General features: G+C 72.2%; 23 protein-coding genes. 17 read left to right on the forward strand and 6 right to left on the reverse strand.

Features of this window, described 5'->3' with window-relative positions:
* Window positions 1–115 precede the first annotated feature (115 nt).
* The 3 genes from ACYVK7_RS23950 to ACYVK7_RS23960 are packed head-to-tail and all read left to right on the forward strand — an operon-like array spanning window position 116 to window position 4763.
* The gene (locus ACYVK7_RS23950; RefSeq protein WP_460890230.1) at window positions 116–1402 is read left to right on the forward strand and encodes an ABC transporter substrate-binding protein; all 1287 of its coding nucleotides are present in this window, start codon (window positions 116–118) and stop codon (window positions 1400–1402) included.
* Entirely contained in the window at window positions 1399–1548 is a 150-nt protein-coding gene (locus tag ACYVK7_RS23955; protein WP_460890231.1) for a hypothetical protein, read from the forward strand. Before ACYVK7_RS23950 ends, ACYVK7_RS23955 begins: the two co-directional genes overlap by 4 nt.
* Entirely contained in the window at window positions 1545–4763 is a 3219-nt protein-coding gene (locus ACYVK7_RS23960; RefSeq protein ID WP_460890232.1) for a GH92 family glycosyl hydrolase, read from the forward strand. Before ACYVK7_RS23955 ends, ACYVK7_RS23960 begins: the two co-directional genes overlap by 4 nt.
* A gap of 54 nt (window positions 4764–4817) precedes the next feature.
* Here ACYVK7_RS23960 and ACYVK7_RS23965 read toward each other — a convergent pair whose 3' ends face one another.
* Window positions 4818–5738 carry a zinc-binding dehydrogenase gene (locus tag ACYVK7_RS23965; protein ID WP_460890233.1) on the reverse strand — a complete coding sequence of 307 codons (921 nt, stop codon included), beginning with the start codon at window positions 5736–5738 and terminating at the stop codon, window positions 4818–4820.
* A gap of 52 nt (window positions 5739–5790) precedes the next feature.
* Between ACYVK7_RS23965 and ACYVK7_RS23970 the strand changes: the two genes are divergently transcribed.
* Window positions 5791–6429, forward strand: coding sequence for a TetR/AcrR family transcriptional regulator (locus ACYVK7_RS23970; protein ID WP_460890234.1), 639 nt, complete (start codon window positions 5791–5793; stop codon window positions 6427–6429).
* 11 nt (window positions 6430–6440) lie between these two features.
* Here the strand turns inward: ACYVK7_RS23970 and ACYVK7_RS23975 are convergent, their stop codons facing one another.
* From ACYVK7_RS23975 to ACYVK7_RS23985, 3 genes are all read right to left on the reverse strand, one after another.
* Complete coding sequence (locus tag ACYVK7_RS23975) at window positions 6441–7394, reverse strand: glycosyl hydrolase family 18 protein (protein WP_460890235.1); 954 nt, start codon at window positions 7392–7394, stop codon at window positions 6441–6443.
* A 197-nt stretch (window positions 7395–7591) separates the two neighbouring features.
* Window positions 7592–9049, reverse strand: a complete 1458-nt coding sequence (locus ACYVK7_RS23980; protein WP_460890236.1) for a catalase — start codon at window positions 9047–9049, stop codon at window positions 7592–7594.
* 100 nt (window positions 9050–9149) lie between these two features.
* The gene (locus ACYVK7_RS23985) at window positions 9150–9581 is read right to left on the reverse strand and encodes a Fur family transcriptional regulator (protein ID WP_460890237.1); all 432 of its coding nucleotides are present in this window, start codon (window positions 9579–9581) and stop codon (window positions 9150–9152) included.
* A gap of 348 nt (window positions 9582–9929) precedes the next feature.
* Between ACYVK7_RS23985 and infC the strand changes: the two genes are divergently transcribed.
* The 6 genes from infC to thpR all read left to right on the forward strand — a co-directional run bounded on the left by infC (window position 9930) and on the right by thpR (window position 13764).
* A complete protein-coding gene (gene infC, locus ACYVK7_RS23990) occupies window positions 9930–10928 on the forward strand; it encodes a translation initiation factor IF-3 (RefSeq protein WP_460890283.1) in 999 nt (332 codons plus the stop codon).
* A 104-nt stretch (window positions 10929–11032) separates the two neighbouring features.
* Complete coding sequence (rpmI, locus tag ACYVK7_RS23995) at window positions 11033–11227, forward strand: 50S ribosomal protein L35 (RefSeq protein ID WP_357463525.1); 195 nt, start codon at window positions 11033–11035, stop codon at window positions 11225–11227.
* 67 nt (window positions 11228–11294) lie between these two features.
* Entirely contained in the window at window positions 11295–11678 is a 384-nt protein-coding gene (gene rplT, locus ACYVK7_RS24000; RefSeq protein ID WP_108490904.1) for a 50S ribosomal protein L20, read from the forward strand.
* A gap of 62 nt (window positions 11679–11740) precedes the next feature.
* A complete protein-coding gene (locus ACYVK7_RS24005; RefSeq protein ID WP_460890238.1) occupies window positions 11741–12577 on the forward strand; it encodes a TrmH family RNA methyltransferase in 837 nt (278 codons plus the stop codon).
* A gap of 11 nt (window positions 12578–12588) precedes the next feature.
* Window positions 12589–13134 (forward strand): VanZ family protein, encoded by a 546-nt coding sequence (locus ACYVK7_RS24010; RefSeq protein WP_460890239.1) that lies wholly within the window; start codon window positions 12589–12591, stop codon window positions 13132–13134.
* A 33-nt stretch (window positions 13135–13167) separates the two neighbouring features.
* Window positions 13168–13764: an RNA 2',3'-cyclic phosphodiesterase gene (gene thpR / locus ACYVK7_RS24015; RefSeq protein WP_460890240.1), complete on the forward strand. Its 597-nt coding sequence runs from the start codon at window positions 13168–13170 to the stop codon at window positions 13762–13764.
* A 73-nt stretch (window positions 13765–13837) separates the two neighbouring features.
* Here thpR and ACYVK7_RS24020 read toward each other — a convergent pair whose 3' ends face one another.
* On the reverse strand, window positions 13838–14812 hold the full coding sequence (locus ACYVK7_RS24020) for an NADP-dependent oxidoreductase (protein WP_460890241.1): 975 nt from the start codon (window positions 14810–14812) through the stop codon (window positions 13838–13840).
* A 153-nt stretch (window positions 14813–14965) separates the two neighbouring features.
* Here ACYVK7_RS24020 and ACYVK7_RS24025 point away from each other — a divergent pair, with 153 nt between their 5' ends.
* The 4 genes from ACYVK7_RS24025 (at window position 14966) to ACYVK7_RS24040 (ending at window position 20452) form a co-directional block, all read left to right on the forward strand.
* Window positions 14966–15568: a TetR/AcrR family transcriptional regulator gene (locus ACYVK7_RS24025; protein ID WP_460890242.1), complete on the forward strand. Its 603-nt coding sequence runs from the start codon at window positions 14966–14968 to the stop codon at window positions 15566–15568.
* A gap of 349 nt (window positions 15569–15917) precedes the next feature.
* Window positions 15918–16985: a phenylalanine--tRNA ligase subunit alpha gene (gene pheS / locus ACYVK7_RS24030; protein WP_460890243.1), complete on the forward strand. Its 1068-nt coding sequence runs from the start codon at window positions 15918–15920 to the stop codon at window positions 16983–16985.
* Window position 16986: 1 nt separating this feature from the next.
* On the forward strand, window positions 16987–19560 hold the full coding sequence (pheT, locus tag ACYVK7_RS24035) for a phenylalanine--tRNA ligase subunit beta (RefSeq protein WP_460890244.1): 2574 nt from the start codon (window positions 16987–16989) through the stop codon (window positions 19558–19560).
* The gene (locus tag ACYVK7_RS24040; RefSeq protein ID WP_460890245.1) at window positions 19553–20452 is read left to right on the forward strand and encodes an SDR family NAD(P)-dependent oxidoreductase; all 900 of its coding nucleotides are present in this window, start codon (window positions 19553–19555) and stop codon (window positions 20450–20452) included. The genes pheT and ACYVK7_RS24040 overlap by 8 nt, the downstream gene beginning before the upstream one ends.
* Before the next feature lie 72 nt (window positions 20453–20524).
* Here ACYVK7_RS24040 and ACYVK7_RS24045 read toward each other — a convergent pair whose 3' ends face one another.
* Window positions 20525–21766, reverse strand: coding sequence for a GDSL-type esterase/lipase family protein (locus ACYVK7_RS24045; protein WP_460890246.1), 1242 nt, complete (start codon window positions 21764–21766; stop codon window positions 20525–20527).
* A gap of 197 nt (window positions 21767–21963) precedes the next feature.
* Here ACYVK7_RS24045 and ACYVK7_RS24050 point away from each other — a divergent pair, with 197 nt between their 5' ends.
* The 3 genes from ACYVK7_RS24050 to ACYVK7_RS24060 all read left to right on the forward strand — a co-directional run bounded on the left by ACYVK7_RS24050 (window position 21964) and on the right by ACYVK7_RS24060 (window position 26244).
* Window positions 21964–23211 (forward strand): hypothetical protein, encoded by a 1248-nt coding sequence (locus ACYVK7_RS24050; RefSeq protein WP_460890247.1) that lies wholly within the window; start codon window positions 21964–21966, stop codon window positions 23209–23211.
* Between the two features lie 91 nt (window positions 23212–23302).
* Window positions 23303–25198, forward strand: coding sequence for a glycoside hydrolase family 15 protein (locus ACYVK7_RS24055; RefSeq protein ID WP_460890248.1), 1896 nt, complete (start codon window positions 23303–23305; stop codon window positions 25196–25198).
* Window positions 25198–26244, forward strand: coding sequence for a glucose 1-dehydrogenase (locus ACYVK7_RS24060; RefSeq protein ID WP_460890249.1), 1047 nt, complete (start codon window positions 25198–25200; stop codon window positions 26242–26244). Before ACYVK7_RS24055 ends, ACYVK7_RS24060 begins: the two co-directional genes overlap by 1 nt.
* Window position 26245 lies beyond the last annotated feature (1 nt).

The raw sequence follows: 26245 nt of genomic DNA on the forward strand, positions 1-26245 counted from the left end.
CACCATCGGGGGCACGCGCCACTCTGCTGGGGCCCGAGCGCTCGAGCGGCGCCGCGCGAGGCAGCACCGGCCGGTACCCCAGGACGCGACGAAGCATCTGCTGGAAGGAGCTGTCATGAAGAGCAGGAGGATCGGGACCGCTGGAGCCGTCCTGACCGTGCTGGCCATCCTCGGCGGCTGTTCCTTCACCGGCACGGGCGGCGCCGAGGCGGCGTCCGGTGTGCGGCCCGTGAGCGGGGTGACCGGTGAGGTCACGCTGCAGACGTGGGCGCTCGCACCCCGCTTCACCCAGTACGTCGAGGGCGTCATCGGCGACTTCGAGCGGGAGTACCCCGGTACGACGGTGACGTGGCTCGACCAGCCGGGTGACGGCTACGGGGAGAAGGTGGTCGCGCAGGCCGCCGCGGGCGAGCTGCCCGACGTCACCAACCTCCCGCCCGACTTCGCGCTCCTGCTGGCGCGGGAAGGGCTTCTCACGGACGTGGCGCGTGCCGACGAGAGCCTCGCGGAGACCTTCGTTCCCGGCGCCCTCGACGCGTACCGGTACGCGGGTGTCGAGGGCACCTTCGCCTACCCGTGGTACCTGACCGCGGACCTGAACTACTGGAACACCGAGATGTTCGCGAACGCGGGCCTCGACCCGGCGGCGCCGCCCACCACCCTCGACGAGCTCGTCGAGCAGGCACGCACCATGATGAGCACCACCGGCGACTACCTCATGAGCCGCACACCGGGCCTCGGCGACCTCGCGGCCGCCGGCCTCCCGGTCCTGTCCGAGGACGGCAGCGAGTTCACGTTCAACACGCCCGAGGCGGCCGAGCTGCTCGACGTCTACCGCGGCGCGTACGCCGAAGGCCTGCTGCCCGACGAAGTGCTCACCGACGCGTACCTCGGCAACAGCAGCCTGTTCATCGAGGGCCGCGTGGCATGGTCGACGGGCGGCGGCAACTTCATCGACCGGGTGCTCGAGGCCAACCCGTCGCTGGAGGGCAAGATCGCCTCGTCGCCGTACCTGGGCGCCACGCCGCTGTACGTGCAGGGCCTGGCGGTCTCGAAGGAGTCGGCGAACCAGGAGGCCGCCGTCGCGCTGGCACGGTTCCTGACGAACGCCGCCAACCAGGAGGCGTTCGCCGCCGCGGCGCCCGGCGTCTTCCCGTCGACCACCGCCTCGCAGGAGAACCCCGAGCTCGCCCAGAACGACGGCACACCGCAGGGCGCGGCCAAGGAGATCGCGTTCAGCAGCCTGACCACCGCCGAGGTGCTCCAGCCGGTCGAGGTCGACAAGGCGATGACCACCGCCGTCAACCAGCAGTTCGTCGCGGCGATCGCAGGGGACAAGACCTCGCGGGAAGCCCTCGACGCAGCGGTCGACGAGTGCAACAAGCTCCTCGCCGACCAGTGACAGCAACCACCCGGGCGCACCTCGCCCGCGACGAAAGGCCCACCGCGATCGCCTACGACTCCGACGCCGCCGCGCTCGCGGACGGCACCGCTTCGACCCAAGCCGCACCCGGCGTGCCGGAACACGTCCGTGAGGTGGTGGCATGACCGGGCCCGCACACGTCCCCGCCGGCAGGCCGGGGGTCGGCCTGACCGGCGAGCACGCACAGCTCATCGGCCACAGCGGCGGCGGCCGCACGGTCGTGCTCGACGGTCTCGACGTACCGCTCGAGGCCGGCATCACCCTGCGCTACACGCTGCTGCCGGTGCTCGACACCGAGCTGACCTACCGCTCCACCTACGTGGCCGTCGACCTGCTGCTCGACGACGGCACCTGGCTCTCGGAGGGCACCCTGCTCTCGGACGGCACCCGGCCCTCGCCCGCCGGGCCGGAGCCCGCGCTCACCGACCAGCACGGCATGCCGGCGACCGCCGTCGGGCAGGGAGACGCGCGGATCCTGGTGCCCGACCACTGGAACCTGGTCCGGGTCGACCTGGACCGCGTGGCCGAGCGGGCACCCGGACGGCGCGTGCGCGCGGCCGCCGTCGTCACCGCCCCACCGGACGGTGGTGACACGGAGGTCTGGCTCGACTCCGTGACCGTGGCCCCGCGCTCCGTGGGCACGGTGACCGGCCGCGCCGACCTCGTCGACACGCGGCGCGGCACCCACTCCTCGGGCGCGTACTCGCGCGGGAACACCGTGCCGGCGGCGGCGGTGCCCAACGGCTTCACGATGTGGGTCCCGCTGACCGACGCGTCGTCGGCGAGCTGGATGTACTCCTGGGCCGCGCACAACGGGCCGGGCAACCGGCCGCACCTGCAGGGCGTCGGCATCTCGCACGAGCCCAGCCCGTGGATGGGCGACCGTGACCAGCTCGCGTTCCACCTGGTCCCGGCGCGGCCCGGCGACGAGGGAGTGCCCGACGCCGGCCTCAGGTCCCGCGCCATCGGGTTCTCGCACGACGACGAGACGGCCCGCCCGCACCGGTACGACGTCGACCTGGACGACGGCGCCCGCGTATCGGTCGCGGCGGCCGACCACGGCGGCGTGCTCCGCTTCACCTTCCCGCCGGGCGCCACGACCGGGCACCTGGTCATCGACGCCGTGAGCGACGTGGGCGCCGACGGGCCGCCCGTCGCCGTGACGGTGCACGACGACGGCACCCTCACCGGCTGGAGCGACCACGGCAGCGTGCTCTCGGTGGGCCGCAGCCGCATGTACGTGGTGGGCCAGGTCTCCCGGCCGGTCCTGCGCACGGGGCGGGCCCGCGGCAGGGACCACGCCACGTACGCGACCGTCGCGCTCGACCCCGCCGGCGGCGACGACCAGGCGAGCCGCACGGTCGAGGTGCGCGTGGCGACGTCCTACATCAGCGAGGACCTCGCCTGGCGCGCCCTGGAGCGCGAGGTGAGCGGGTCCTTCTCGGACGTGGCCGCTCGCGCGCAGGCGCAGTGGGAGGAACGCCTCGGCGTGCTCGACGTCGAGGGAGCCACCGAGGAACAGCAGGTCACCCTCTACTCGAACCTGTACCGGCTGGGCCTGTACCCGTCGTCGTACACGGAGGTGGGCCCCGACGGTACCCCCGTGCACGCGTCACCCGTGCTCGACGGCGCGCCCGTCGTCCCCGGCGAGATGTACGTCAACCACGGGTTCTGGGACACCTACCGCACCTGCTGGCCGGCGTACGCGCTGCTCTACCCCGAGATGGCGGCACGCCTCGCCGACGGGTTCGTGCAGCAGTACCGCGAGGGCGGCTGGATCGCCCGGTGGTCGTCGCCGGGCTACGCCGACCTCATGACCGGCACGTCCTCCGACGTCGCCTTCGCCGACCTCTACCTGCGCGGCGTGACCCTGCCCGACCCGCTCGCCACCTACGACGCCGGCCTGCGCAACGCGACCGCCCTGCCCACCCGGCCGGGCGTGGGGCGCAAGGGACAGGGCTTCGCGCTGACCCACGGCTGGGTACCGCGCGACATCGACGAGTCCGTGTCCTGGGGCCTCGAGGGCTACATCAACGACGCGGGGCTCGCCAGCATGGCCGAGGCGCTCGCGGAGGCGCCGGAGACACCGCGGGGGCGCCGGCGCGCCCTGCGTGACGAGGCCGCCTACCTGCGGCAGAGCTCGCTCGGGTACGTGCACCTGTTCGACCGGGAGACGGCGTTCTTCCGCGGCCGCGGCCGGGACGGCTCGTTCGGCACGGAGCCGTTCGACCCGGGGGAGTGGGGCGGGGACTACACCGAGTCCGACGCCTGGAACTTCCTGTTCCACCCGGTGCACGACGGCGCGGGCCTGGCCGGCCTGCACGGCGGGCCCGGCGGGCTGGAACGGCTGCTGGAGCGGTTCTTCGCCACCCCGGAGCCCGCGGACAAGCCGGGCACCTACGGGTTCGTGATCCACGAGATGGTCGAGGCGCGCGACGTGCGCATGGGCCAGCTGGGGCAGTCCAACCAGGTGTCGCACCACATCCCGTACACGTGGCTGTTCGCCGGACGGCCGGACCGCACGCAGGAGACGGTGCGCGAGATCCTCGCGCGGCTGTGGACCGGCAACGAGATCGGGCAGGGGTACCACGGCGACGAGGACAACGGTGAGATGTCCGCCTGGTACGTGCTCTCGGCCCTCGGCCTGTACCCGCTGGAGATCGGGTCGTCACGCTGGGCGGTCACCTCGCCCCTGTTCGAGCGGGCGGTGGTGCACCGGCCCGACGGCGACCTGGTGGTCGAGGCGCCCGGTGCCGCCGACCACTGGTACGTGGCGGGCCTCGACGTGTCGGACGCCGACGGCGTGGCGCGGGCGGTCACCACGCCGTCGGTGGACCAGCGCGACCTGACCGGCGGGGCGACGCTGCGGTTCGCGCTGTCCGGTACGGCGACCGGCTGGGGCGTCCCGACGGACGGCCCCGCGCCGGAGGGCGGTGCGGGCGCCTCCGCCGGGCCGGTGCACGGGCGGCCGTGGCGGCGCGCCACGGGCACCTGGCACGGTGCCGGGGGCGCGCTGCCGCACCTGACGGACGGTGAGCTCGCGACGTCGGCCGCTGTCGAGGGCACGATCGAGTGGCGGCCCGCGGGCGACGTCCCGCCGGGTGCGACGCTGCGCGCCTACACGCTGACCTCCGGGCCGCAGGGCGAACCGGCGGCGCCGTCGGCGTGGCGCCTGGTCGCGGCCGACGGGCGGGTGCTCGACGAGCGGAGCGAGCAGGAGTGGGCCTGGCCGAGCCAGCTACGGCCCTTCGTGCTCGACGAGCCCGTACCGCTGACGGGTCTCCGGCTGGAGCTGCTCGGCGGGGGCAGCCTCGCGCAGATCGAGGTGCTGCTGGACTGATGCCTGGAGCCGCCCCGGCGGGCGGCTCCAGGCCGAGGGCCGTCCGCCGGGGCCTCAGTCCACCCGGAGCACGGTCTTGCCGACCGGTCGCCGAGCGCCGGGCCCGACGGCGTCGGCGAGCTCCCGCCACGGCCGGACCGCGCCGACCGCCGGGTCGAGGCGCCCGGCGTGGATCTCCTGCGCGAGCCACGTCATGTCGGGGCCCAGGTCCGTCTCCGCCCCGAGGAAGAAGGTGGTGAGAGAACGGTCGTGCCGACCGCCGTCGCCGTACAGGTCGCCCAGGGCGAAGCGTTCCTCCTCCCCGGCCGCGTGACCGAGGGCGACGAGGGTGCCGCCCGGCTCGAGCCGTGCGAACGCGCCGACCAGGTGGGGACCGCCCAGCAGGTCCAGCGCCCCGGCCACGTCCGCACGCAGCTCGTCCGGCGAGCCGACGACCTCGTGCGCGCCGAGGGTGCGCAGGCGCTCGTGCGCGGCGGGGTCCCGGGTGGTGGCGACGACCTCGGCCCCGCCGCGGGCGGCGAGCTGCACGGCGAACAGGCCGACGGCGCTGGTCCCGCCCACGACCAGCACCCGGCGGCCCAGGACCGGGCCGAGCCGGCGGAGCCCGCGCAGCGCACTGGTGGCGGCGACCGGTACGACGCTCAGCGACCCGAGGTCGGCGCCCCGGGGAGCGAGTCCGACGGACTCCGCGGTCACGAGCCGGCGCCGGGCCCATGCGCCGTGCGTGCCGAGCGAGACCACCTCCTGCCCGAGCCGCGGGCCCGTCCCGTCGGCGGCCTCCGCCACGACGACGCCCGCGGCGTCCCAGCCGGGGATCGTGCCCTCCGTGTGCTGGGCCAGCATCTCGAGGTCGCCGTGGTTGGGGGCGAAGGCCCGCACCTCGATGACCGCGTCGTGCGGTCCGGGCACGGGATCTGCCACCTCACGCAGGGCGAGGTGGCCGGGGGACGAGTGGTCTACGGTCCATGCGAGCATGCCGCTACTGTATGCCAAGTGCCACTGAGTGCCAGTTTGCTAGGCTCGTCGCATGACGACGCATCCCGGACCCGGCACGCTCCGCAGCAGGCGCATCGAGCGCAGCAGGCAGCGGCTGGTGGAGACGGCACTGCCGGCCTTCGCCGAGCACGGGTACGACGCGGTGACCGTCGACTGGCTGTGTGATCAGGCCGAGGTGTCCAAGCGGAGCTTCTTCCGCTACTTCGACGGCAAGGAGGATCTCGCGCTCACCCCGCTGAACGACGTCTGGCGCCTCCTGATCGCGGACCTCGACACGGTGCTCGACCGGAGCGGTCCCCTGCTGGAAGTGCTGGGCGAGGCGCTCGTCGACGTCGTCGAGCGGATGCCGGCCGGGTGGGAGCGGCTCGCCGTCCTGAGCGCCCGCCTCAGCGGCGCCACGCCCGCCGTCGACGCCGCCGGGCTGCTCGTGTGCGAGCGCTTCACGGACCAGGTGGTCGGTGCGATCTCGCCGAGGCTGTCTGGACCGTCCGGGGCCGATCTCTCCGCGCGGGTCGTGTGCGCCGTCGCCGTCGCGGGGCACCGGGCGGCCATGGACACCTGGCGGTCCGGGCCCGCCGCCGAGACCACCGCGACCCGCGGCGAGCTGTGCGCGCTGCTGCGGGAGTCGTTCGCGGCGGCCCCGGCGGCCCTGGAGATCCGGCTTCCGTGACGGCCGGCCCGTCAGGAGCCGACGACGTCGGACGCGTGCGCGAACCAGCTCGCACGCCCGCCGCCGTCGTACCCGACGGAGTTGAAGTACTCCCAGCCGAAGACGCCGCCGAAGTTCGGGTGCTGTGCCACCAGCGAGCCGACCGTGGCGTCGAAGGTGGGCCAGTCCACGTACCCGGCGCAGTTCGCCGGGTTGGTGACCGTGCCGGCCACGACGCGGTCGGGGCTGAAGCCGTTGGCGAGGATCTGGTCGTAGACCCTGGTGGACGACAGGTCGCCCCAGCCGCAGTAGAACTGGGTGTTGTACCAGTCGATCCTCGACCCGGCCCGCCGTTCGAGCTCGGCGTAGCTGAAGCCGCCGGAGAAGCTGGTCCGCCCCGCCATGTCGGTCGCGACAGGTGTGAGCGTGATGACGAAGTCCTGCCCGAAGTCGGCCCGCAGGGTGTCGACCAGGTGGATCGTGTCCGCCAGGGAGAACGTCTCCTCGATGTCGAGGTCCACCCCGTCGAGGCCGTAGGTGCGCAGGAAGTCCCGCAGGACCGGGTAGTACCGGTCGAAGTCCTCGCGCAGGTACCGGTACGTGCCAGGGGCCGCGCCACCGAGGAACGCGCTCACCGTCACGCCCTGCGCCTGCATCGTGGCCAGGTCGTCCCACATGACGCCGAGCTCGCCGTGGTCGGCGGGGATGTCGTTCACCGTCAGGGAGGCGTCGGCGTTCAGGTGGATGGCGCCGACGTTGACGTCCGTGACCGAGCCGAGCAGCGGCTTGGGGTCGACGTACCGCCGTACGCCGTCGGAGCCGGTCTCGTAGATCGTCTGGTAGAACGCCAGGACCCGGTGGGAGGCAGCGGCCTGCTCCGGCTCCTTGGTGGCCGCGGGCGCCGAGGCGGCGGGACCGGCCGTCGCCGTCAGTGCCAGCAGGCCGGCCGCGAGTGCTGCGCCGATTCGTACGAGCGAGCGAGACATCGTTGACTCCCTTGTTCTCGGTGCGGTGCCGTGGGCGAGGCGTCGCGACGGTAGCGGGGTGGACCGCCGCCGGGCAAGGAATCCCACCAGATCCTGCGGACATCCCTGATGTGGCACGAAGGCCGGGCCCCGACGGGACCCGGCCTTCTTACCGCTGAACTACCGCTGAACTACCGCTGAGCTGTCGCTGTGCTGGATCAGGCTGCGACGGCCGCGCGCAGCTTGGCGCCCAGCTCCTCGTCGACGTTGGTCCAGTACTGGAAGAACCGCTCCCGGATCTCGTCGATCGTGATCGACTTGCCCTGACCGGTCAGGGTCTCGAGGAAGCGAGCCTTCGCGTCGTCGTCGAAGACGTCGCGGTAGAGCGTGCCCGCCTGGCCGAAGTCGTCGTCCTCGGCGTGAAGCGTCTGCGCCGAGCGCACCAGCTCACCGTCGGTCTCCCACGAGGACTCGACGCCGCGCGCCGGGTCGGCGGTCGGGCCACCCTGCTGGCCGAAGGAGTTCGGCGTGTACACGCGGTGCTCGGGGCCGTTGAAGTGGTACTGCATGGGGCCCTCGTGCATGTAGTTGGCGACGGGGGCGGCATGCGGCTGGTTGACCGGCAGCTGGTTGAAGTTCGCGCCGATGCGGTGCCGCTGCGCGTCGTTGTACGCGAAGACGCGGGCCATGAGCATCTTGTCGGGCGAGATGCCGGTGCCCGGCACCTGGTTGCCCGGCGAGAACGCGGCCTGCTCGATCTCGGCGAAGAAGTTGCGCGGGTTGCGGTTCAGCGTGAACGTGCCGACCTTGATCAGCGGGTAGTCGGCGTGCGGCCACACCTTCGTCATGTCGAAGGGGTTGAACCGGTAGGTCTTGGCGTCGTCGTACGGCATGACCTGGACCTTGACGTCCCACGAGGGGTACTCGCCGCGGTCGATCGCCTCGTACAGGTCGCGGCGGTAGTAGTCGGCGTCCTCGCCGGCGATCCGCTCCGCCTCGGCGGCGGGCATGTTCTCGACGCCCTGCTGGGAGATGAAGTGGTACTGCACCCAGAACCGCTCGCCCTCGGCGTTGATCCACTGGTACGTGTGCGAGCCGTAGCCGTTGAGGTGGCGCCACGACTTGGACAGGCCACGGTCGCCCATGACGTAGGTGACCTGGTGCGCCGTCTCGGGCGACAGCGTCCAGAAGTCCCACTGCATGTCGGCGTCGCGCAGGCCCGAGGCGCCGAGGCGCTTCTGCGAGTGGATGAAGTCCGGGAACTTCATCGCGTCGCGGAGGAAGAAGACCGGCGTGTTGTTGCCGACGATGTCGAGGTTGCCCTCCTCCGTGTAGAAGCGCAGCGAGAAGCCGCGCACGTCGCGCCAGGTGTCGGGCGAGCCCTGCTCGCCCGCGACGGAGGAGAACCGCAGCAGCGTCTCGCTCTTGGCACCCTGCTGGAACACCGCGGCGCGCGTGTACCGGGAGACGTCCTCGGTCACGACGAACTCGCCGAACGCGCCGCCACCCTTGGCGTGCGGGTTGCGCTCCGGCACGCGCTCACGGTTGAACGAGGCGAGCTTCTCGACCAGGTAGCGGTCGTGGAGGACGGTCGCGCCGTCGGCACCGACGCTCAGCGAGCGCGCGTCGCTGGCGACCGGTGTGCCGGTCTGCGTGGTGGTGTAAGGGGTAGTCATCTCAGACGTGCCTTCCTTTGCTGCTGCTTGCGGGGGTTCTTGCGGGGACTCGGCATGGGTCGTCATGGGCTGTCTCGGTGCTCGGCTCGCCACGGCGGCCTCAGGCGCTGCAGCCGGGACACAGGCCCCAGTAGGTGACCTCGGCGGTCTCGATCACGAACCCGTGGTCGTCGCTCGGGGTCAGGCACGGGGCGTGACCCACCGTGCAGTCCACGTCGCCGATGGTGCCGCACACACGACAGACCACGTGGTGGTGGTTGTCGCCCGTGCGGCGCTCGTAGCGCGCCGGGTGGCCCGCGGGCTCGATCCGGCGCAGGAGCGCCGCGTCGGTCAGCGCGTGCAGGACGTCGTAGACCGCCTGCACCGACACCGTGCCCAGCTCGTCGCGGACCGAGCTCAGGACGTCGTCCGCCGTGGCGTGCTGCTGGTCGCCCACCGCGCGCAGCGCCGCGATGCGGGCGGCGGTCACGCGCAGACCGGCGCCACGGAGGAGGTCCTCGGGCGTCGGAGCGGCAGGGGCGGTCGACGTCATGCCTGGAGCCTACGGCCTAAACTGGAATGATTCCAGTTGCGCTGTGCGGCGGGTCGTACCCGCCCGGCGGGGTGTCCCCGGACAGGGCGGCGGACCTCACACGGGCCGATCTGGCGAGGGCCGTCGTCGTGCTGCTATCGTTGTCCCACGACCGACCCGGTGCGAGCCGGGTGCACAAAGTGGATCACCATCCCACCCGAGTCACGACCGAGCGCCTGCAAGGTGCCGACAGAGTCCGGGTTCTAGGTCGGGTGCAGAGGTTTGGTGCTGTTGTCGCCGAGCCCTCCGTGCCCTTTCCTTGCGATGGCTTCCACCTGTGTTCAGGGCGGGAGCCATTTCTCGTTCCTGGTGGTCGATCAACGACTTCCAAGGAGCATCACCATCACCGAGCCTCGCATCAACGACCGGATCCGTGTCCCCGAGGTCCGACTCATCGGTCCTGGCGGGGAACAGGTCGGCGTGGTTGCCACGGCGGTCGCCCTGAAGCTCGCCCAGGACGCTGACCTCGACCTCGTCGAGGTTGCGCCGGACGCCCGCCCGCCCGTCGCCAAGCTCATGGACTTCGGCAAGTTCAAGTACGAGTCGGACATGAAGGCGCGAGAAGCACGGCGCAACCAGGCGAACACGGTTCTCAAGGAGATCCGCTTCCGCCTGAAGATCGACCCGCACGACTACGGCACCAAGAAGGGCCACGTCGTTCGCTTCCTGTCGGCGGGCGACAAGGTCAAGGTCATGATCATGTTCCGCGGCCGTGAGCAGTCGCGCCCGGAGATGGGCCGTCGCCTGCTCGAGCGCCTGGCGGAGGACGTCGCCGACCTCGGCTTCGTCGAGTCGATGCCGAAGCAGGACGGTCGCAACATGACCATGGTCCTCGGGCCGGTCAAGAAGAAGGCTGACGCGAAGGTCGAGCAGCGCAAGCGCGCCACCGAGATCAACGCAGGCCGGATGACCAAGTCCGAGGCCAAGGCCCAGGCCCGCGCGGCCGACGAGCCCCAGTCCTCCGAGCCGGTCGAGGACCAGGTGGACGAGACCGTCGAGACCTCGGTCGAGGAGCCCGCCGAAGCGCAGGCTCCCGAGGCCGTCGTCGAGGAGGCCGTCGCCGAGCCCGAGCCGGTCGTCGAGCCGGAGCCCGTCGTCGAGCCGGAGCCGGTCGCTGAGGCCGAGCCGGAGCCCGTCGTCGAGACGCCTGCACCCGCGGAGCCGAAGCCGGCCACCAAGCCAGCGGCCAAGACTGCCTCCAAGCCGGCAGCGAAGCCGGCGGCCAAGGCGGTTCCCAAGCCCGTACCGGCCCCCAAGCCGACGCCGAAGCCCGTGGCCCCCAAGCCGCGTGCACCGCGCAAGGCCTGAGGCCACGGTCCCCAAGACCACCACGACACCAGGCCGGTCTACCGGCCCAGGTACAACGTCGCCGCTCTTGCAGCGGTCGACCGACATGAGGAGAGACGGCAGTCATGCCGAAGAACAAGACGCACTCCGGCTCGAAGAAGCGGTTCCGGGTCACGGGTAGCGGCAAGATCATGCGTGAGCAGACCAACGCGCGCCACTACCTCGAGCACAAGTCCAGCCGTCGCACGCGCCGTCTGGCCATGGACCAGGCCGTCGCACCGGCCGACGTCAAGAAGGTCAAGAAGCTGCTCGGTAAGTGACCTTTATGGCGGTGCCTGACGGGCGTCGCCAAGAACCCTTCCAGCCCCGAAGTACAAGGAGTCTCACGTGGCACGCGTGAAGCGGGCAGTAAATGCCCAGAAGAAGCGCCGTACAACCCTCGAGCGCGCCGCCGGTTACCGCGGCCAGCGCTCGCGCCTTTACCGTAAGGCGAAGGAGCAGGTCACCCACTCGCTCGTCTACGCATACCGTGACCGCAAGGCGCGCAAGGGCGACTTCCGCAAGCTGTGGATCCAGCGCATCAACGCTGCGTCCCGCGCGCAGGGTCTGACCTACAACCGCCTCATCCAGGGCCTCAAGGCCGCTGGTGTCGAGGTCGACCGCCGCATGCTCGCCGAGCTCGCGGTCAACGACGTCGCGGCGTTCAACGCCCTCGTCCAGGTCGCCAAGGACGCGCTGCCGGCGGATGTCAACGCCCCGGCCGCTGCCTGAGGTTGAGCATCTCACCGGACGCCCGGACAGTTTCCTCCTCGGAGGACCCGTCGACGCCTGACGTGACGCTCGCGAACCCGCGAGCCGACCGCGTCAAGCACGTACGGGCACTGGCCGGGCGTTCGGCGCGCTCCAGGCACGGGCTCTACCTGGTCGAGGGGCCTCAGGGGGTGCGCGAGGCCGTTCGGCACGCGCCGTCAGCGGTCCGCGACGTCTACCTGACTCCCGCTTCCGCGACTCGGTACGCCGAGATCGTCGACGACGCTCGTGCTTCCGGACTGTTCCTGCACGTCGGTACGCCCGAGGTGCTCGAGGCGATGAGCGCCGACGCGCAGGGCGTGCTCGCCGTCGTACGGTCCGCCGTGCCGACGCTCCGCGAGGCGCTGGACTCCAGGGATCCCGAGCGAGCGGGCCGCCCGTTGCTGGCCGCCGTGCTCGCCACCGTTCGCGACCCCGGAAACGCCGGCACCGTCATCCGGGCCGCCGACGCGGCGGGTGCCGACCTGGTGGTCCTCGCGGGGGAGAGCGTGGAGGTGCACAACCCCAAGGTCGTGCGTTCCACCGCCGGCTCGCTGTTCCACCTTCCCGTCGTCACCGGGCTCACGCTGGACGCCGCGCTGACGGAGCTGCGCGCGGCCGGGTGCCACGTGCTCGCGGCCGACGGCACCGGCCCGCTGGACCTGGACGATCTGCTGGACGACGCCGGGAACGGTGCCGCCCCGGACCTCGCCGGGCCGACCGCGTGGGTGTTCGGCAACGAGGCGTGGGGGCTGCCCGAGGCGGACCGTGCGCTGGCGGACGCCGTCGTACGGGTACCGATCCGTGGCAAGGCGGAGTCGCTCAACCTGGCGACCGCAGCGACCGTGTGCCTCTACGCGAGCAGCCGGGCGCAGCGCTGAGGTCGTTGTCGGTGGCGGCCGGGGTGTGGGGCGAGTGGGCGCACGTGCTGCGCCCCGCCCTGTTCGGGCTCCTGGCGGCAGGTCTGGCGATCCGCCTCCTCGTTCGGGTGCGCAGGCTGCGGGGCGTTCCGCGCGTGCGCGCCTGGCGCTTCTCCGTGGCCGAGGTCGGCATGGTCGCAGGGACCGTGCCCTGGCTCTGGATGATCCTCACGCCCCGGCCCGGCGGCCGTGCGCTCTCGCTGATCCCGCTCCGCGACCTCGCGGCCCAGCTCGACGGGCCGGTCGCGAGCGTGGTGGTCCAGGTGGGTGGCAACCTGCTCGTGCTGGCCGCACTCGGATTCTTCCTTCCGCTCCGCTTCCGCCTCGCGCCCGACGACGGGCGGCGCACCGTGGCGGTCCTGGCCCGGGTGGCCGTGACCGCGGCCGCGATCTCGACGACCGCCGAGATCCTGCAGTACCTGCTCGACCTGGGCCGGGTGAGCTCGGTGGACGACGTGCTGGTCAACACCCTGGGTGCCGTGCTGGCGGCCCTGTGCTCGCGCAGATGGTGGCTGTGACGTCCGGCCCGGACGTCAGCATAGGATCGTGGCGTGCGGTTGTTCACAGCGGTCATCCCGCCACAGCGCGTCCTGGACCATCTCGGGCTGGCGACGCAAGGCGTACCCGCCTCCCCGCGCTGGGTTCCGCGGGAGAACCTGCACATCACGCTCGCGTTCTACGCGGACCTTCCTGAGGGCACGGTCCCCGAGCTGGTCGACGAGCTGACCGACGTCGCCCGCAAGCACGGGCCCGTCGACCTGCGGCTGCGTGGGGCAGGGTCGTTCGGCGCGCGGGTCCTCTGGATCGGCGTCGACGGGGAGACGCGATCCCTGCACGACCTGGCGACCGACTGCCTGGCCGCCTCACCGCGGGAGGTGCCGGAGGACGTCAAGCCGCACCGCGCGCACGTCACCGTCGCCCACGCCCGTGCCGGCCAGGTCAGGCCGCCGCGCGGGCGGGACCGCTGGGGCAAGCGCTCGGGGGGCGAACCGAGGTCGGCGCTGGAGCCCGCCGCCCAGGCGCTGTCCGTGTATGCGGGACCTGACTGGACGGCGGACTCGTTCGCGCTCCTCGTGTCCTACCCCGGCGAAGGAGCCCAGGGTGGCCCGCGCTACGAGGTCCTGGAGAGCTGGGACCTCGAGGGCTGACCGAGGATGTCACGGCAGGGTGGTCACCGCGGGCTGGTCACCGCGGGCTGTTCACCGCTGGGCGCGCGGCCGGTCATCGGTCGGCCTCCGCCCCGGTGACCAGCACGATCTTTCCCCTGACGCCGCCACGCTCCAGCCGCTCCTGCGCGGCGGCGGCGCGTTCGAGCGGGAAGGTCTCGTCGATGTACGGCCGGAGGGCGCCCGACTCGGCGTACCGGGTCAGCTCCTCGATCTGTGCGCGGGTCGGGTCGTTGCTGAACGCCAGGACCCCCTCGGGGTTCTTCTCCTGGGCCGCCAGCACGGTGGCGGCCGTTCCCGCAGGGTCGGTGCGCCCGAGCGCGAGCGGCAGGAACCGGCCACCCGGCCCCACCAGCGCACCGTAGGCCTCGAGGTCCGTCCCCACCAGGTCCAGCACCACGTCGAACTGCCCCAGGACGGACGGGCTCGTGGTCCGGTAGTCGTGGGCCTCGTCGGCGCCCAGCTCGGTGACCCAGGCGAGGCCGGGCGCACCGGCGAGCGCGGTGACGTGGGCACCGAGGGCGGAGCCCAGCTGGACCGCCGCGCTGCCCGCGCCGCCGCCCGCCCCGCGCACGAGCAGCCGCTCACCAGGCTGGAGCCTGGCCTTCTCGACCAGTGCGGTGACCACGGTGGTGCCGGACGCTGGGAGCGCGGCGGCCTCGATCAGGCTCATCCCGGCGGGTGCCGGCGCGAGCTGGTCCTCGGGGACCGCCACGTAGTCCGCGGCGCTGCCGAACGTGAAGTGCGGCATCAGGCCCCAGACCGCCTCGCCGACCTGGGTCGTGACCACGCCGGGGCCTACCGCGGAAACCCGGCCGGTGAACTCCGCGCCGATGCCCTGCGGGAGGGTGGTGGGAAGCAGGTCGCGCATCCTGCCCGCCCGGATCGGGAGCTCTCCGCCGCCGAGACCCGCCGCGTGGACGCGTACGAGCACCTCGCCACGGGCCGGGACGGGGACGGGGACCTGGTCCACCTGGAGCACGTCGGGCGAGCCATGCTCGTGGAACCGGACGGCACGCATCGAAGTCATCTGTTCTTCCTCTCGTGGGGTGTGACGCACCGGGATCACTTCGAGCGCTGCGGGTGTTGACCCGCCAGACGGCTCGGAGCGGCGTCAGCTCCCGCAGCAACGTCGAGGCCGATGCACGAGATCCGTGCCGGACCTGAAACGAGAGGCATTGACATGAGCTCGTATCGGATCGGCTCCGCGACCGGGGCGTCGGGTGCCGGGGTACCCGGCGGACGGTCGAGGCGAGACGCGGAGCGCAACCGTCGGCGCATCGTCGACGCTGCGCACGCGTCGTTCCGGGCCCGAGGGCTCGACGTGCCGATGACGGTGGTCGCGCGCCGCTCGGGGGTCGGCACGGCCACGCTCTACCGGCACTTCCCGACCAAGCACGACCTGATCAAGGAGCTCACGTCCGAGACGACGGCCGAGTACGGGCGGGTGCTGGACGCCGCACTGGCCGATCCTGACCCCTGGCACGGGCTGGTCACCGGGCTCCGCCGGCTCGCCGCGCTCCGGGTCGCGAGCCGGACCTGCGCGGCCCCCTTCGCCGAGGCGTACCCGGACGAGGTGGTGCGGCACGTCGCGGCGACGGAGCTGCGGCTGGGCGAGCTGCTGGACCGGGCTCGGAGCGGTGGGCGGCTCAGGGACGACGTGGGCATCGAGGACGTGCGGATCCTGCTCGACGCGGTCGGCGGCGTGGCAGCCACCCGGGCGGACGCGTGGGTGCCGGCCCAGCGCGTGGTGGGTCATTTTCTCCGCTCCTTCGTGCGGGGGTAGCTCGGGTCGACGTCTCCACGGCCGGGGCCAGGGCCGGCCCGGCCGTGGAGACATCGCAGACGCTACGCCGACCCGCTGACACTGGAAAAAGTGTGCCAAGCGCGCGACGTCGAACCCGCCGAACCACGTTGCCGCCGCTCGCCGGATCATGGAATGATGACGGCATGCAGCCATTGACCCGCCGATTTATGCGGCCCGCTACGGGCCGTGCGGCGAACGCTGCGCGCGGGCACTGAGCTGCCCTGTGGACAACGCGTCCTGAGCCCTGGCGGGCACCTAGACTTCATCTGCCGGTACAGGCCCCCACGGTGGGGCCGTGCGGGCTCCCGAATCCGCCAGGAAGGCAAGCATGTCCACGCCCGATGAGAAGGCACCCATCGATCCGCTCGACGAGGCGGCGCTCGACGCCGCGGTGAAGGCCGCCCTCGACGACATCGCCAAGGCCGGCGACCTCGACGCGTTGAAGGCCGTCCGCACCCAGCACACGGGGGACCGCAGCTCGCTGGCCCTCGCCAACCGGGGGATCGGGGCGCTGCCCGGCCCGGACAAGGCGAAGGCCGGCAAGCTCGTCGGTCCTCGCCGCGGGCAGATCAACCAGGCGATCGCCGCGCGCCAGACCGAGCTCGAGGCGGAGCGCGACGCGCGCGTGCTGGCGGAGGAGACGGTGGACGTCACCCTCCCGGTGGTGCGCACCACGACGGGCGCCCGGCATCCGATCGAGCTGATCCAGGAACGCATCGCCGACTTCTTCGTGGGTCTCGGCTGGGAGATCGCCGACGGCCCGGAGGTCGAGGCCGAGTGGTTCAACTTCGACGCGCTGAACTTCGGGCCGGACCACCCGGCTCGCCAGATGCAGGACACGTTCTACGTCGCGGGCGACGGCGGCGGCGACTCCAACCTCGTGCTCCGGACCCACACCTCACCGGTCCAGGCACGGTCCCTGCTGGAGCGTGGCGTGCCCTTGTACATCGCGTGCCCGGGCCGGACGTTCCGCACCGACGCGCTCGACCAGACCCACACGCCCGTGTTCCACCAGGTCGAGGGCCTCGCGGTGGACAAGGGCCTGACCATGGCGAACCTGGTGGGCACGCTGGACGCGTTCGCCAGGGCGATGTTCGGGCCCGAGGCGAGGACCCGCCTGCGCCCGGCGTTCTTCCCGTTCACCGAGCCGTCCGCGGAGATGGACCTGTGGTTCCCGCAGAAGAAGGGCGGCGCGGGCTGGATCGAGTGGGGCGGCTGCGGCATGGTCAACCCGAACGTCTTGCGCGCCGCGGGGGTGGACCCGGAGGAGTACACGGGCTTCGCGTTCGGCATGGGCATCGAGCGCACGCTCATGCTGCGTCACTCGATCGCGGACATGCACGACATAGTGGAGGGCGACGTGCGCTTCTCCACCCAGTTCGGGACGGAGATCTGAAGTGCCCCTCATCGTGAAGGACTGGCTCGCTGACCACGTCGAGGTGCCCGCGGACCTCACCGCCGAGCAGCTCGCCGCCGACCTGGTCAAGGTCGGCCTGGAAGAAGAGGCGATCCACGGAGCGGCCGTCACCGGTCCGCTCGTCGTGGGCCGCGTGCTCGAGATGCACCCCGAGCCGCAGAAGAACGGCAAGACGATCAACTGGTGCCGGGTCGACGTGGGCCCGGAGCACAACGACGCCGAGGGCGGACGCGGCATCGTCTGCGGCGCGCACAACTTCGCACCCGGCGACCTCGTGGTCGTCGCGCTGCCGGGCACCGTGCTGCCCGGACCGTTCCCCATCGCGGCTCGCAAGACGTACGGGCACGTGTCGGACGGCATGATCTGCTCGGTCCGCGAGCTCGAGATCGGCGACGACCACGACGGCATCATGGTGCTGACGCGGCACGGGTTCGCCGAGGACGACCTCACGCCCGGCCAGGACGCGATAGCGCTCCTCGGTCTCGGCGAGGAGGTCCTGGAGATCAACGTGACCCCCGACCGCGGGTACGCCTTCAGCTACCGCGGCGTGGCACGCGAGTACGCCCACTCCACGGGCGCGAAGTTCACCGACCGGGGCCTGGCCACGGGTGCCGAGCCGGCGCCGACGGCCGACGGGTTCGAGGTGCGCGTGCAGGACGACGCCCCGATCAACGGCATCGTGGGCTGCGACCGGTTCGTGACGCGCGTCGTGCGCGGCATCGACCCCTCCGCGACCACGCCCGCCTGGATGAAGCACCGCCTCGAAGGCTCCGGCATGCGGTCCATCTCCCTGGCTGTCGACATCACGAACTACGTGATGCTCGACCTCGGGCAGCCGCTGCACGCCTATGACCTCGCCAAGGTCGCGGCCCCGATCGTGGTTCGCCGGGCGGTGGCGGGGGAGCGCCTCACCACCCTGGACGACGCCGACCGCGCGCTCGACGCCGAGGACCTGCTGATCACCGACTCGCCCGACGGCGTGGCCAGCCGCGTGCTCGGTCTCGCCGGTGTGATGGGTGGCGCCTCCTCCGAGGTCAGCGACACCACGACCGACGTGCTCGTCGAGGCGGCGCACTTCGACCAGATCACCGTTGCCCGCACGGCACGGCGGCACAAGCTCGCGAGCGAGGCGGCCAAGCGGTTCGAGCGCGGTGTCGACCCGCTCCTGCCTGGGGTCGCGGCACAGCGCGTGGTCGACCTCCTGGTCGAGCTCGGCGGCGGAACGGCGGACCCCGCCGTGAGCGACCTCGACACCACCGCCGAGACCGACCCGCAGAAGCCGATCCAGCTCAAGATCACGGAGCCCACCCGGCTCTCCGGTGTCGAGTACACCCCCGAGCAGGTGCGCAGCACGCTGGAGGAGATCGGAGCGACGGTCGAGGCCACCTCGGTGGTAGAGCCCGTCGAGGTCCTCACCGTCACCCCGCCCAGCTGGCGGCCCGACCTCACCGACCCGGCAGGCCTGGTCGAGGAGGTCGTGCGCATCCAGGGGTACGACCAGGTGCCGTCGGTGCTCCCGTCCGCCCCGGGCGGTCGCGGGCTCACAGCTGACCAGCGGACCCGCCGCTCCGTCGCGCGGGCTCTCGCCGAGGCCGGTTTCGTCGAGACGCTCAGCTACCCGTTCGTCGGGGAGCCCGAGTACGACGCGCTCGGCCTGCCGGCCGACGACCCGCGCCGCGTCTCGCTCCGGCTCGTGAACCCGATGGCCGACGACAAGCCGCTGATGCGGTCGAACCTCCTGGTCACGCTGCTCGACACCGTGCGACGCAACGTGTCCCGCGGCATGACCGACCTTGCGGTGTACGAGATCGGTCTGGTCACTCGTCCGCAGGTGGACGCGCCTGCCGCGCCCGTGCTGCCCGGCGGGGTGCGGCCCACAGCGGAGCAGCTCGAGGCGCTGGCCGCCGCGGTCCCGGCGCAGCCGCGTCGCGTCGCGGGTGTGCTGACCGGCAAGCGCGAGCTCGCCGGCTGGTGGGGTGACGGCAGGGCCGCCGGCTGGTCGGACGCCCTCGCGGCTGCCCGCCTGGTGGCGGAGCGGGCGGGGGTCGACGTCGTCGTCTCCGCCGACCCTGACCACATGCCGTGGCACCCGGGCCGCACCGCCCGCCTCGAGCTCACGGACGGCACTCTCGTCGGGCACGCGGGCGAGCTGCACCCGAAGGTCGTCGAGGCCCTCGGCCTGCCCGCCCGCGCGGCGGCCTTCGAGGTGGACCTGAGCGTCCTCGTGGACGCCGCGTCCGGGGAACCGGTCGCGGCTCGGCCCGTGTCGGCGTTCCCGGCGGCCAAGGAGGACTTCGCGTTCGTGGTCGACGGTGTCGTGCCGGCCGAGGCGGTGCGCTCGGCGATCGTCGCGGGGGCCGGTGAGCTGCTCGAGGACCTGGCCCTGTTCGACGTCTTCACGGGCGAGCAGGTGGGCGAGGGCAAGAAGTCGCTCGCCTACTCGGTCCGCCTGCGGGCGGCGGACCGCACGCTGTCGGCCAAGGAGGTACGCGCGGTGCGTGATGCCGTGGTGGCCTCCGCGGCCGACACGGTCGGGGCCGTGCTGCGTGGCTGACTCGCCGGAGCCCGTGGCGGCCCCCGCGCGTGCGGCGCAGGGGCGGCAGGTCGTGCCGCCGCCGGCGCGCACGGCGCTCGTGACGGGCGCGTCACGCGGTATCGGCCGAGAGATCGCGCTGGGCCTGGCGCGGGCAGGGCTGGACGTGGCCCTGCTCGCGCGCGACCCGGCGCGGCTCGAGGCGGTGGCGGAGGAGATCCGCGTCCTCGGCCGGACCGCCGTCGTGCTCGTCACGGACGTGTCCGACCCGGCGGCGGTGCGCGCCGCCGTCGGGCAGGCCGAGCGCACCCTCGGCTCGATCGATCTGCTCGTCAACAACGCGGGTGCCCTCGAGTCGGAGCACCCGCTGTGGGAGGCCGACCCCGACGAGTGGTGGTCGGTGTTCGAGACCAACGTGCGGGCACCGTTCCTGTTCGACCGCTACACCGTGCCGGGCATGATCGAGCGCGGCGGGGGACGGGTCGTCGACCTGGCCTCCGGGGCGAGCTCGCACGAGATGGCCGGCGGGAGCTCGGCGTACAACGCGAGCAAGACCGCCCTCGTCCGCATGGGCACCAACCTGCACAACGACGGCTTCGAGCACGGGATCCGCGTCTTCGAGCTCGCGCCCGGCGTGGTCAGGACCGACATGTCGACGAGCATGACGCTGCACGAGGGTCGCACCGAGTGGACCCCGGTCGAGCGGGTGACCGACATGGTGAACGCGATAGCCGCCGGTGAGCTCGACGCGTGCTCGGGCTGGTTCCTGCGGGTCACGCACGACACCCCCGAGTCCCTCAGGGCGCTCGCCGCGCAGGTGGCCGCGGAGGGCGTCGAACGGACCGCCCGCCGGCTGCGGGTGCTCCCCGCGGGGAGCCACGACCCGCTGGCGGACTCCCTCACGCAGCGCTGACCGCCGGGCCCGTCCCACGTCGCGTGCACGCGACGTGGGACGGGCCCGGCGGACGGTCCGGGGTCGGTCTCCTCAGAGCCGACCCAGCGGGATGGACCGGGCGATCGCCGTCTGCCCCGCGATGTTGGCGTGGACCCCGTCCCCGCTGTCGTAGGCGGGGTTGATGGAGTTCGGGTCGGCGGGGTCGCGGAGCACCCGGTCGAAGTCGAAGACACCGTCGCAGGTCCCGGAGCAGTTGTCGCCCGCGCGGACGAACTCGTTCACCGCCGCCCGCTGCGCGTTCTGCTCGGCCGTGTAACCGGGACGCGGGGTGATCGGCGTGACGAACACCTTGATCCCGGCCGCGTGCAGCCGGGCGAACGTGTCCCGGTAGGCCGCCACGATCGCCTCGGCGCTGCAGTTGTTGCCGATGTCGTTGGTGCCGTAGTAGTAGATGACCGACTTCACGTCGTGCAGCGCGAGCACGTCGCGGTCGAGGCGCGAGACGCCGTCCAGGCCGCCGCCCCCGCACACGGGAGACGCCGTGGTCCCGGAGATGCCCTCGTTGACGACGGCGACCTGTCGCGTGGCCGGCCGCTGGTCGACCACGCGCTGCGCGAGGGTGTCGGTCCACCGCTGGAACACGGCGGGCGGCGGGCAGTCGGTGCCGCAGTCGTCCGCGCCGACCCCGTCGACGACGGAGCTGCCGTAGGCGACGACCGTGCCGGCGAGCTCCGGGTTGTAGACGTCCACCGCGCTGACCAGGTAGGTCCAGCCGTGCGCCTCGGGGAAGCCCGCGCCCGACGTGTCGGTGGTGGCGTTCCCGCCGTCCTCCGGCGAGAAGTAGTTGGTGCGGCCGGCCAGGTCGTGGAGCATCATCCGGGTCGGGTTCGCCAGGTAGAAGCTCACCGCCAGGTCGTCCATGGCAGTGGTGGCGAGGTCCACCGGGTCGCTCCAGACCTCACCGCCCGCCGGGATCGACACGGAGGCCGAGCCGCCGAACGTCACGGTGCGCAGGCTCTCCGGCCGGACCGCCGCACCGCCGGCGCTCAGTCCCGCCGTGGTGGCGTCGACGACCAGGGGTTCGGTGCCGAACTGGTTCTGCAGCCGGACGCGTAGCGCCGACCCGCCCTGGGTGAGACGGGTGATGGTGCGGACCGATCGGTTCTCGAAGCTCTCGGGGCTCAGCCCGGAGCTGCGTTGCTGCGACTGCGTCCACGACGTCGACCAGCCGTCGTCCGACGTGCCGACGGTGGCCGTTGCGGTCCCGCCGGCGGTCGCGCCGAGCGCGACGACGAGGGTGATCAGGGCACGTGCGAGGTTCCGGAACGTCATCGGTCCACCCGTTTCGCTGCTCGAGTCTTCGTTGATCGAGTACCTGGCGTTGCGGCGGGCGCCGCGCCGAATGGAACCTAAGGTGCTTGCCCCGGGCTGTCAATGCAGGAGAGCTGGTCGGCACCCTTTTGTGGCACGAGGGCGCGGCTGCTCCGTACTGTGGACGAGCATCCGTCACCTCACGCCAGGAGACCACCATGCGCCATCGTCGTCGAGCCGCGTTCTCCGTCGCGAGCCTGGGGCTGTGCGCCCTGCTCGTCTCCGCGGGACAGGCGGTCGCCACGGAGCCGCCGAGCCGGCAGGCCGGTTCGTCGGCCATGGCCGCCGTGGCACCGCTCACCGCGAGCAACTTCCGCTACACGCTCTCCGAGACGTCGCCGGCACTGGTCGGGGCACTGGACTCGGCGCTGCCGAACGTCTCGATGAGCACGGTGGCCGACGACGGCAACCGCACGCCGAGCTGTGGCAGCGCACCGTCGGTCACGCACCGCACCGCGTACTACTGCTGGAACTCCGGGGACCAGGGTACGAGCGCCTGGTACCCGCAGGGCATCACGACCAGCTCCGACGCGTACGGCGCGGGGACCTACGAGGGCAAGCGCATCAACATGGTGAGCTGGTACGACCATGCCGACGACGGGATCGACAAGGGGGTCCGGGTCAGCGTGTCGAATCTGTCGGCGAGCGCGTCGGCCCCGCCGTACCGGCACATCCTGCTGGTCGAGCCGAGCGGCACCACGAGCGCGCCGTCGTACAAGCCGGTCGACATCCATGCCGGTGGCATCATGTGGTACGGCAACCTGCTGTACGTGGCGGACACGAGCGGCGGGTTCCGCGTGTTCGACCTGGACCACCTGTGGCGGGTCTCGACCGGCGACTCGTCGGCTGTCGGGCGCCAGTCGGACGGCTCCTATCACGCGTTCGACTACAAGTACGTGCTGCCGCAGACGGCGAAGTTCACCGACTCGACGGCCGGCGGGTACACGCAGCTACGGCACTCCTCGGTGGCGCTCGACCGCACGAGCTCGCCCGACTCGGTGGTCGTCAGCGAGTACCGAAGCCCGGCCGACGTCGACACGGGCGCCCAGGTCCGGACCATCCGGGTCCCGATCGACTACACGGACCGGTATCTCAAGCCCGCGTCGGACGGCGTCATCAAGGCGACCGAGGCGTACCGGACCGATCTGGAGAGCGTGCAGGGGTCGACCGCCATCAACGGTGAGTTCTTCTTCTCGCAGAGCGACGGTTCCGACCACTCCAACCCGAACTCGGACGGCGACCTGCACACGTTCGCCGCGCCGTCGGGTGCGCTGGTGCGGCACGGGAACGCGCTGACCGTCGGCGCGGAGGACCTGTCCTACGACCCGACCCGCGACTACCTGTGGTCCCTCGGTGAGTACCCGGGCTACCGGTGGGTGTACGCGGCGGACGCCTCGTCGTTCTGACCCTCCGTTCAGCCCTTCCGTTCAGCCCTTCCGTTCAACGTGCCACGGCGCAGGCCTGCGGACCGTGCGGCGCACGCCTAGTCTGAGGGCGATGACGAGCCGAATTGAGGATTACGGAATTGTCGGAGATCTCCAGACTGCTGCGCTGATCGGTCGGGACGGCGCGGTCGACTGGATGTGCCTGCCCCAGTTCGACTCCCCGGCCTGCTTCGCCGCGCTCCTCGGGGACGAGCAGCACGGGTCGTGGCGCCTCGGCCCGGAGTCGGGCGGCGAGTGCACCAGCCGGCGCTACCGGGACGGCACGCTGATCCTCGAGACGGAGTGGGACCTGCCCGAGGGGCGGGTCCGGCTCATCGACTTCATGCCGCCCCGGAGCGGGCAGGCCGACCTCGTCCGGATCGTCGAGGGGATCAGCGGGAGCGTCCCGATGACCACCGAGCTGCGGCTCCGGTTCGACTACGGGAACGTCGTGCCGTGGGTGACCCAGGAGCGTGGCGGTCTGCGGGCGGTGGCAGGCCCCGACTCGGTCCACATCGACGCGGGCGTCGCCTTCACGCACGACGGTGTCGCCGATGACGCCGTGCACCGTGCCGACTTCACCGTCGGGCCGGGCGACCGGGTGCGGTTCGTCCTGACCTACCACGCGTCCCACCTGCCGACCAAGCCGCCCGTCGAGCCGGAGTCGGCGTTGCGCGAGACCGAGGAGTTCTGGCGGTCGTGGATCGCGAAGTCGACCTACGACGGCCCGTGGGCCGACGCCGTGCACCGGTCCCTGATCACGCTGAAGGCCCTGACGTATGCCCCGACGGGGGCCATCGCGGCGGCTGCCACGACGTCTCTCCCCGAGGAGATCGGCGGTTCGAGGAACTGGGACTACCGGTTCTGCTGGCTGCGGGACGCGGCGTTCACGCTGCAGGCGCTCGTCGGTACGGGGTTCATCGACGAGGCGCGCGCGTGGCGGGCGTGGCTCCTGCGCGCCGTGGCCGGTGACCCGGCGGACCTGCAGATCATGTACGGGCTCGACGGGCGGCGGAGGCTGCCCGAGTACACGCTCGACTGGCTGCCGGGCTACGAGGGCTCGACTCCCGTGCGGATCGGGAACGGCGCGGCCGGTCAGCTCCAGATCGACGTCTGGGGCGAGACCCTGGAAGCCCTGCACCTCGCGCGGGAGGCGGGGCTGGAGTCGGACGCGGAGGCGTGGGCCCTGCAGAAGGCGCTCCTCGACTACCTCGAGGAGCACTGGGACGACCTCGACAACGGGCTCTGGGAGGTTCGCGGACCGCGGCGAGCGTTCGTGCACTCCCGGGTCATGGCGTGGGTCGGCTTCGACCGGGCGGTGCGTGCCGTCGAGGAGGGCACGCTGGACGGGCCCGTCGAACGGTGGCGCAAGGTACGCGACCGGATCCACGCCGAGGTGTGCACACAGGGTTTCGACGCAGAGCGGAACACGTTCACGCAGTTCTACGGGTCCGAGGGCCTGGACGCCGCACTGCTGCTGATCGGCCAGGTCGGGTTCCTGCCGTGGGACGACCCGCGGGTCGTCGGCACCGTCGACGCCGTCCAGCGGGAGCTCAGCCAGGACGGGCTCCTGCTGCGGTACCACACCGATGCCGACGACCGGGTGGACGGCCTGCCGGGTGAGGAGGCCACGTTCCTGGTGTGCAGCTACTGGCTGGTCGACGCCCTGCACGGCATCGGGCGGGTGGACGAGGCCGTCGCGCTGTTCGAGCGGTTGCTCTCGCTGCGCAACGACCTCGGGCTGCTGAGCGAGGAGTACGACGTGCGCACGGGACGCCACCTCGGCAACACGCCTCAGGCGTTCAGCCATCTCGGCCTGGTCAACAGCGCGCTGCGGCTCGGCCGGGGAATCACGGCCCGGGACGTGGAGTCCGGTGTGGCCGAACGCGAGGCGGGACGCGTGGCGGTCCCGGCGGCGGCACCGCCGACCGCACCACCGGCCACGTCGGCGGCGGAGGGGAGCGCCTGATGCGCGCACTGACCGTCGTGCCGCGGAGCGCCGGCACGCTCGCCGTCACCGACGTCGACGAGCCGGTCCCCGGCCCCGGCGAGCTCCTGGTCGACGGGCTGGCGGTCGGGGTGTGCGCCACGGACCGCGAGATCGCTGCGGGCGAGTACGGCTGGGCCCCGCCCGGGCACGAGCGGCTGGTGCTCGGGCACGAGTCGCTCGGCCGGGTGCGTTCCGCGCCGGACGACTCCGGCTTCGAACCGGGTGACCTCGTGGTGGGTGTGGTCCGCCGTCCCGACCCCGAGCCGTGCGGGGCGTGCGCCCGCGGGCAGTTCGACATGTGCCGCAACGGGAAGTACACCGAGCGGGGGATCAAGTCGATCGACGGGTTCGCCTCCGAGCGGTGGACCGTGGAGACCGAGTACGCGGTCCGCCTCGACCCGTCGCTCGCCGACGTCGGCATGCTGCTCGAGCCGACCACCGTGGTCGCCAAGGCGTGGGAGCAGATCGAGCTCGTCGGTCAGCGGGCGTGGTTCGAGCCGAAGGTGGCGCTCGTCACCGGAGCGGGCCCGATCGGCCTGCTGGCCGCGTTGCTCGGTGTGCAGCGCGGCCTCGAGGTGCACGTGCTCGACCGCGTCACCGACGGGCCCAAGCCCGAGCTGGTCGCCGCGCTGGGCGCCGAGTACCACACCGAACCGGTGGTCGACGTCGCCGCCACGCTGCGTCCCGACATCGTGATCGAGGCGACCGGGGCGACCCAGGTGGTCGTCGACGTCCTCTCCGCGAGCGCCAGCTACGGCGTCACCTGCCTCACGGGCGTCACGTCGGCGGGCCGCACCATCGAGTTCGACGTCGGCGCGCTCAACCGGCGGATCGTGCTGGAGAACGACGCGGTGATCGGCTCGGTGAGCGCCAACCTGGCGCACTACCGGTCGGGTGCGGACGCGCTGGCCCGCGCCGATGCGGGCTGGCTCGGCCGCATCGTGACCCACCGGGTGCCGCTCGAGGACGCCGTCGAGGCGTTCGCGGGCGACCCCGGTGGGATCAAGACGGTGCTGGAGCTGTAGC

The sequence above is a fragment of the Promicromonospora xylanilytica genome (genome assembly GCF_054782895.1).

What these genes read in the sequence shown, in the direction of transcription:
- ACYVK7_RS23965 (WP_460890233.1), bottom strand. Translation starts at nt 5,738, where the DNA reads ATGCTCGCATGGACCGTAGACCACTCGTCCCCCGGCCACCTCGCCCTG.
- ACYVK7_RS23950 (WP_460890230.1), top strand. Translation starts at nt 116, where the DNA reads ATGAAGAGCAGGAGGATCGGGACCGCTGGAGCCGTCCTGACCGTGCTG.
- ACYVK7_RS24050 (WP_460890247.1), top strand. Translation starts at nt 21,964, where the DNA reads ATGCGCCATCGTCGTCGAGCCGCGTTCTCCGTCGCGAGCCTGGGGCTG.
- ACYVK7_RS24045 (WP_460890246.1), bottom strand. Translation starts at nt 21,766, where the DNA reads ATGACGTTCCGGAACCTCGCACGTGCCCTGATCACCCTCGTCGTCGCG.
- ACYVK7_RS23970 (WP_460890234.1), top strand. Translation starts at nt 5,791, where the DNA reads ATGACGACGCATCCCGGACCCGGCACGCTCCGCAGCAGGCGCATCGAG.
- rpmI (WP_357463525.1), top strand. Translation starts at nt 11,033, where the DNA reads ATGCCGAAGAACAAGACGCACTCCGGCTCGAAGAAGCGGTTCCGGGTC.
- ACYVK7_RS24020 (WP_460890241.1), bottom strand. Translation starts at nt 14,812, where the DNA reads ATGACTTCGATGCGTGCCGTCCGGTTCCACGAGCATGGCTCGCCCGAC.
- pheS (WP_460890243.1), top strand. Translation starts at nt 15,918, where the DNA reads ATGTCCACGCCCGATGAGAAGGCACCCATCGATCCGCTCGACGAGGCG.
- ACYVK7_RS24025 (WP_460890242.1), top strand. Translation starts at nt 14,966, where the DNA reads ATGAGCTCGTATCGGATCGGCTCCGCGACCGGGGCGTCGGGTGCCGGG.
- ACYVK7_RS23985 (WP_460890237.1), bottom strand. Translation starts at nt 9,581, where the DNA reads ATGACGTCGACCGCCCCTGCCGCTCCGACGCCCGAGGACCTCCTCCGT.
- ACYVK7_RS23960 (WP_460890232.1), top strand. Translation starts at nt 1,545, where the DNA reads ATGACCGGGCCCGCACACGTCCCCGCCGGCAGGCCGGGGGTCGGCCTG.
- ACYVK7_RS23980 (WP_460890236.1), bottom strand. Translation starts at nt 9,049, where the DNA reads ATGACTACCCCTTACACCACCACGCAGACCGGCACACCGGTCGCCAGC.
- ACYVK7_RS24055 (WP_460890248.1), top strand. Translation starts at nt 23,303, where the DNA reads ATGACGAGCCGAATTGAGGATTACGGAATTGTCGGAGATCTCCAGACT.
- ACYVK7_RS24060 (WP_460890249.1), top strand. Translation starts at nt 25,198, where the DNA reads ATGCGCGCACTGACCGTCGTGCCGCGGAGCGCCGGCACGCTCGCCGTC.
- ACYVK7_RS23975 (WP_460890235.1), bottom strand. Translation starts at nt 7,394, where the DNA reads ATGTCTCGCTCGCTCGTACGAATCGGCGCAGCACTCGCGGCCGGCCTG.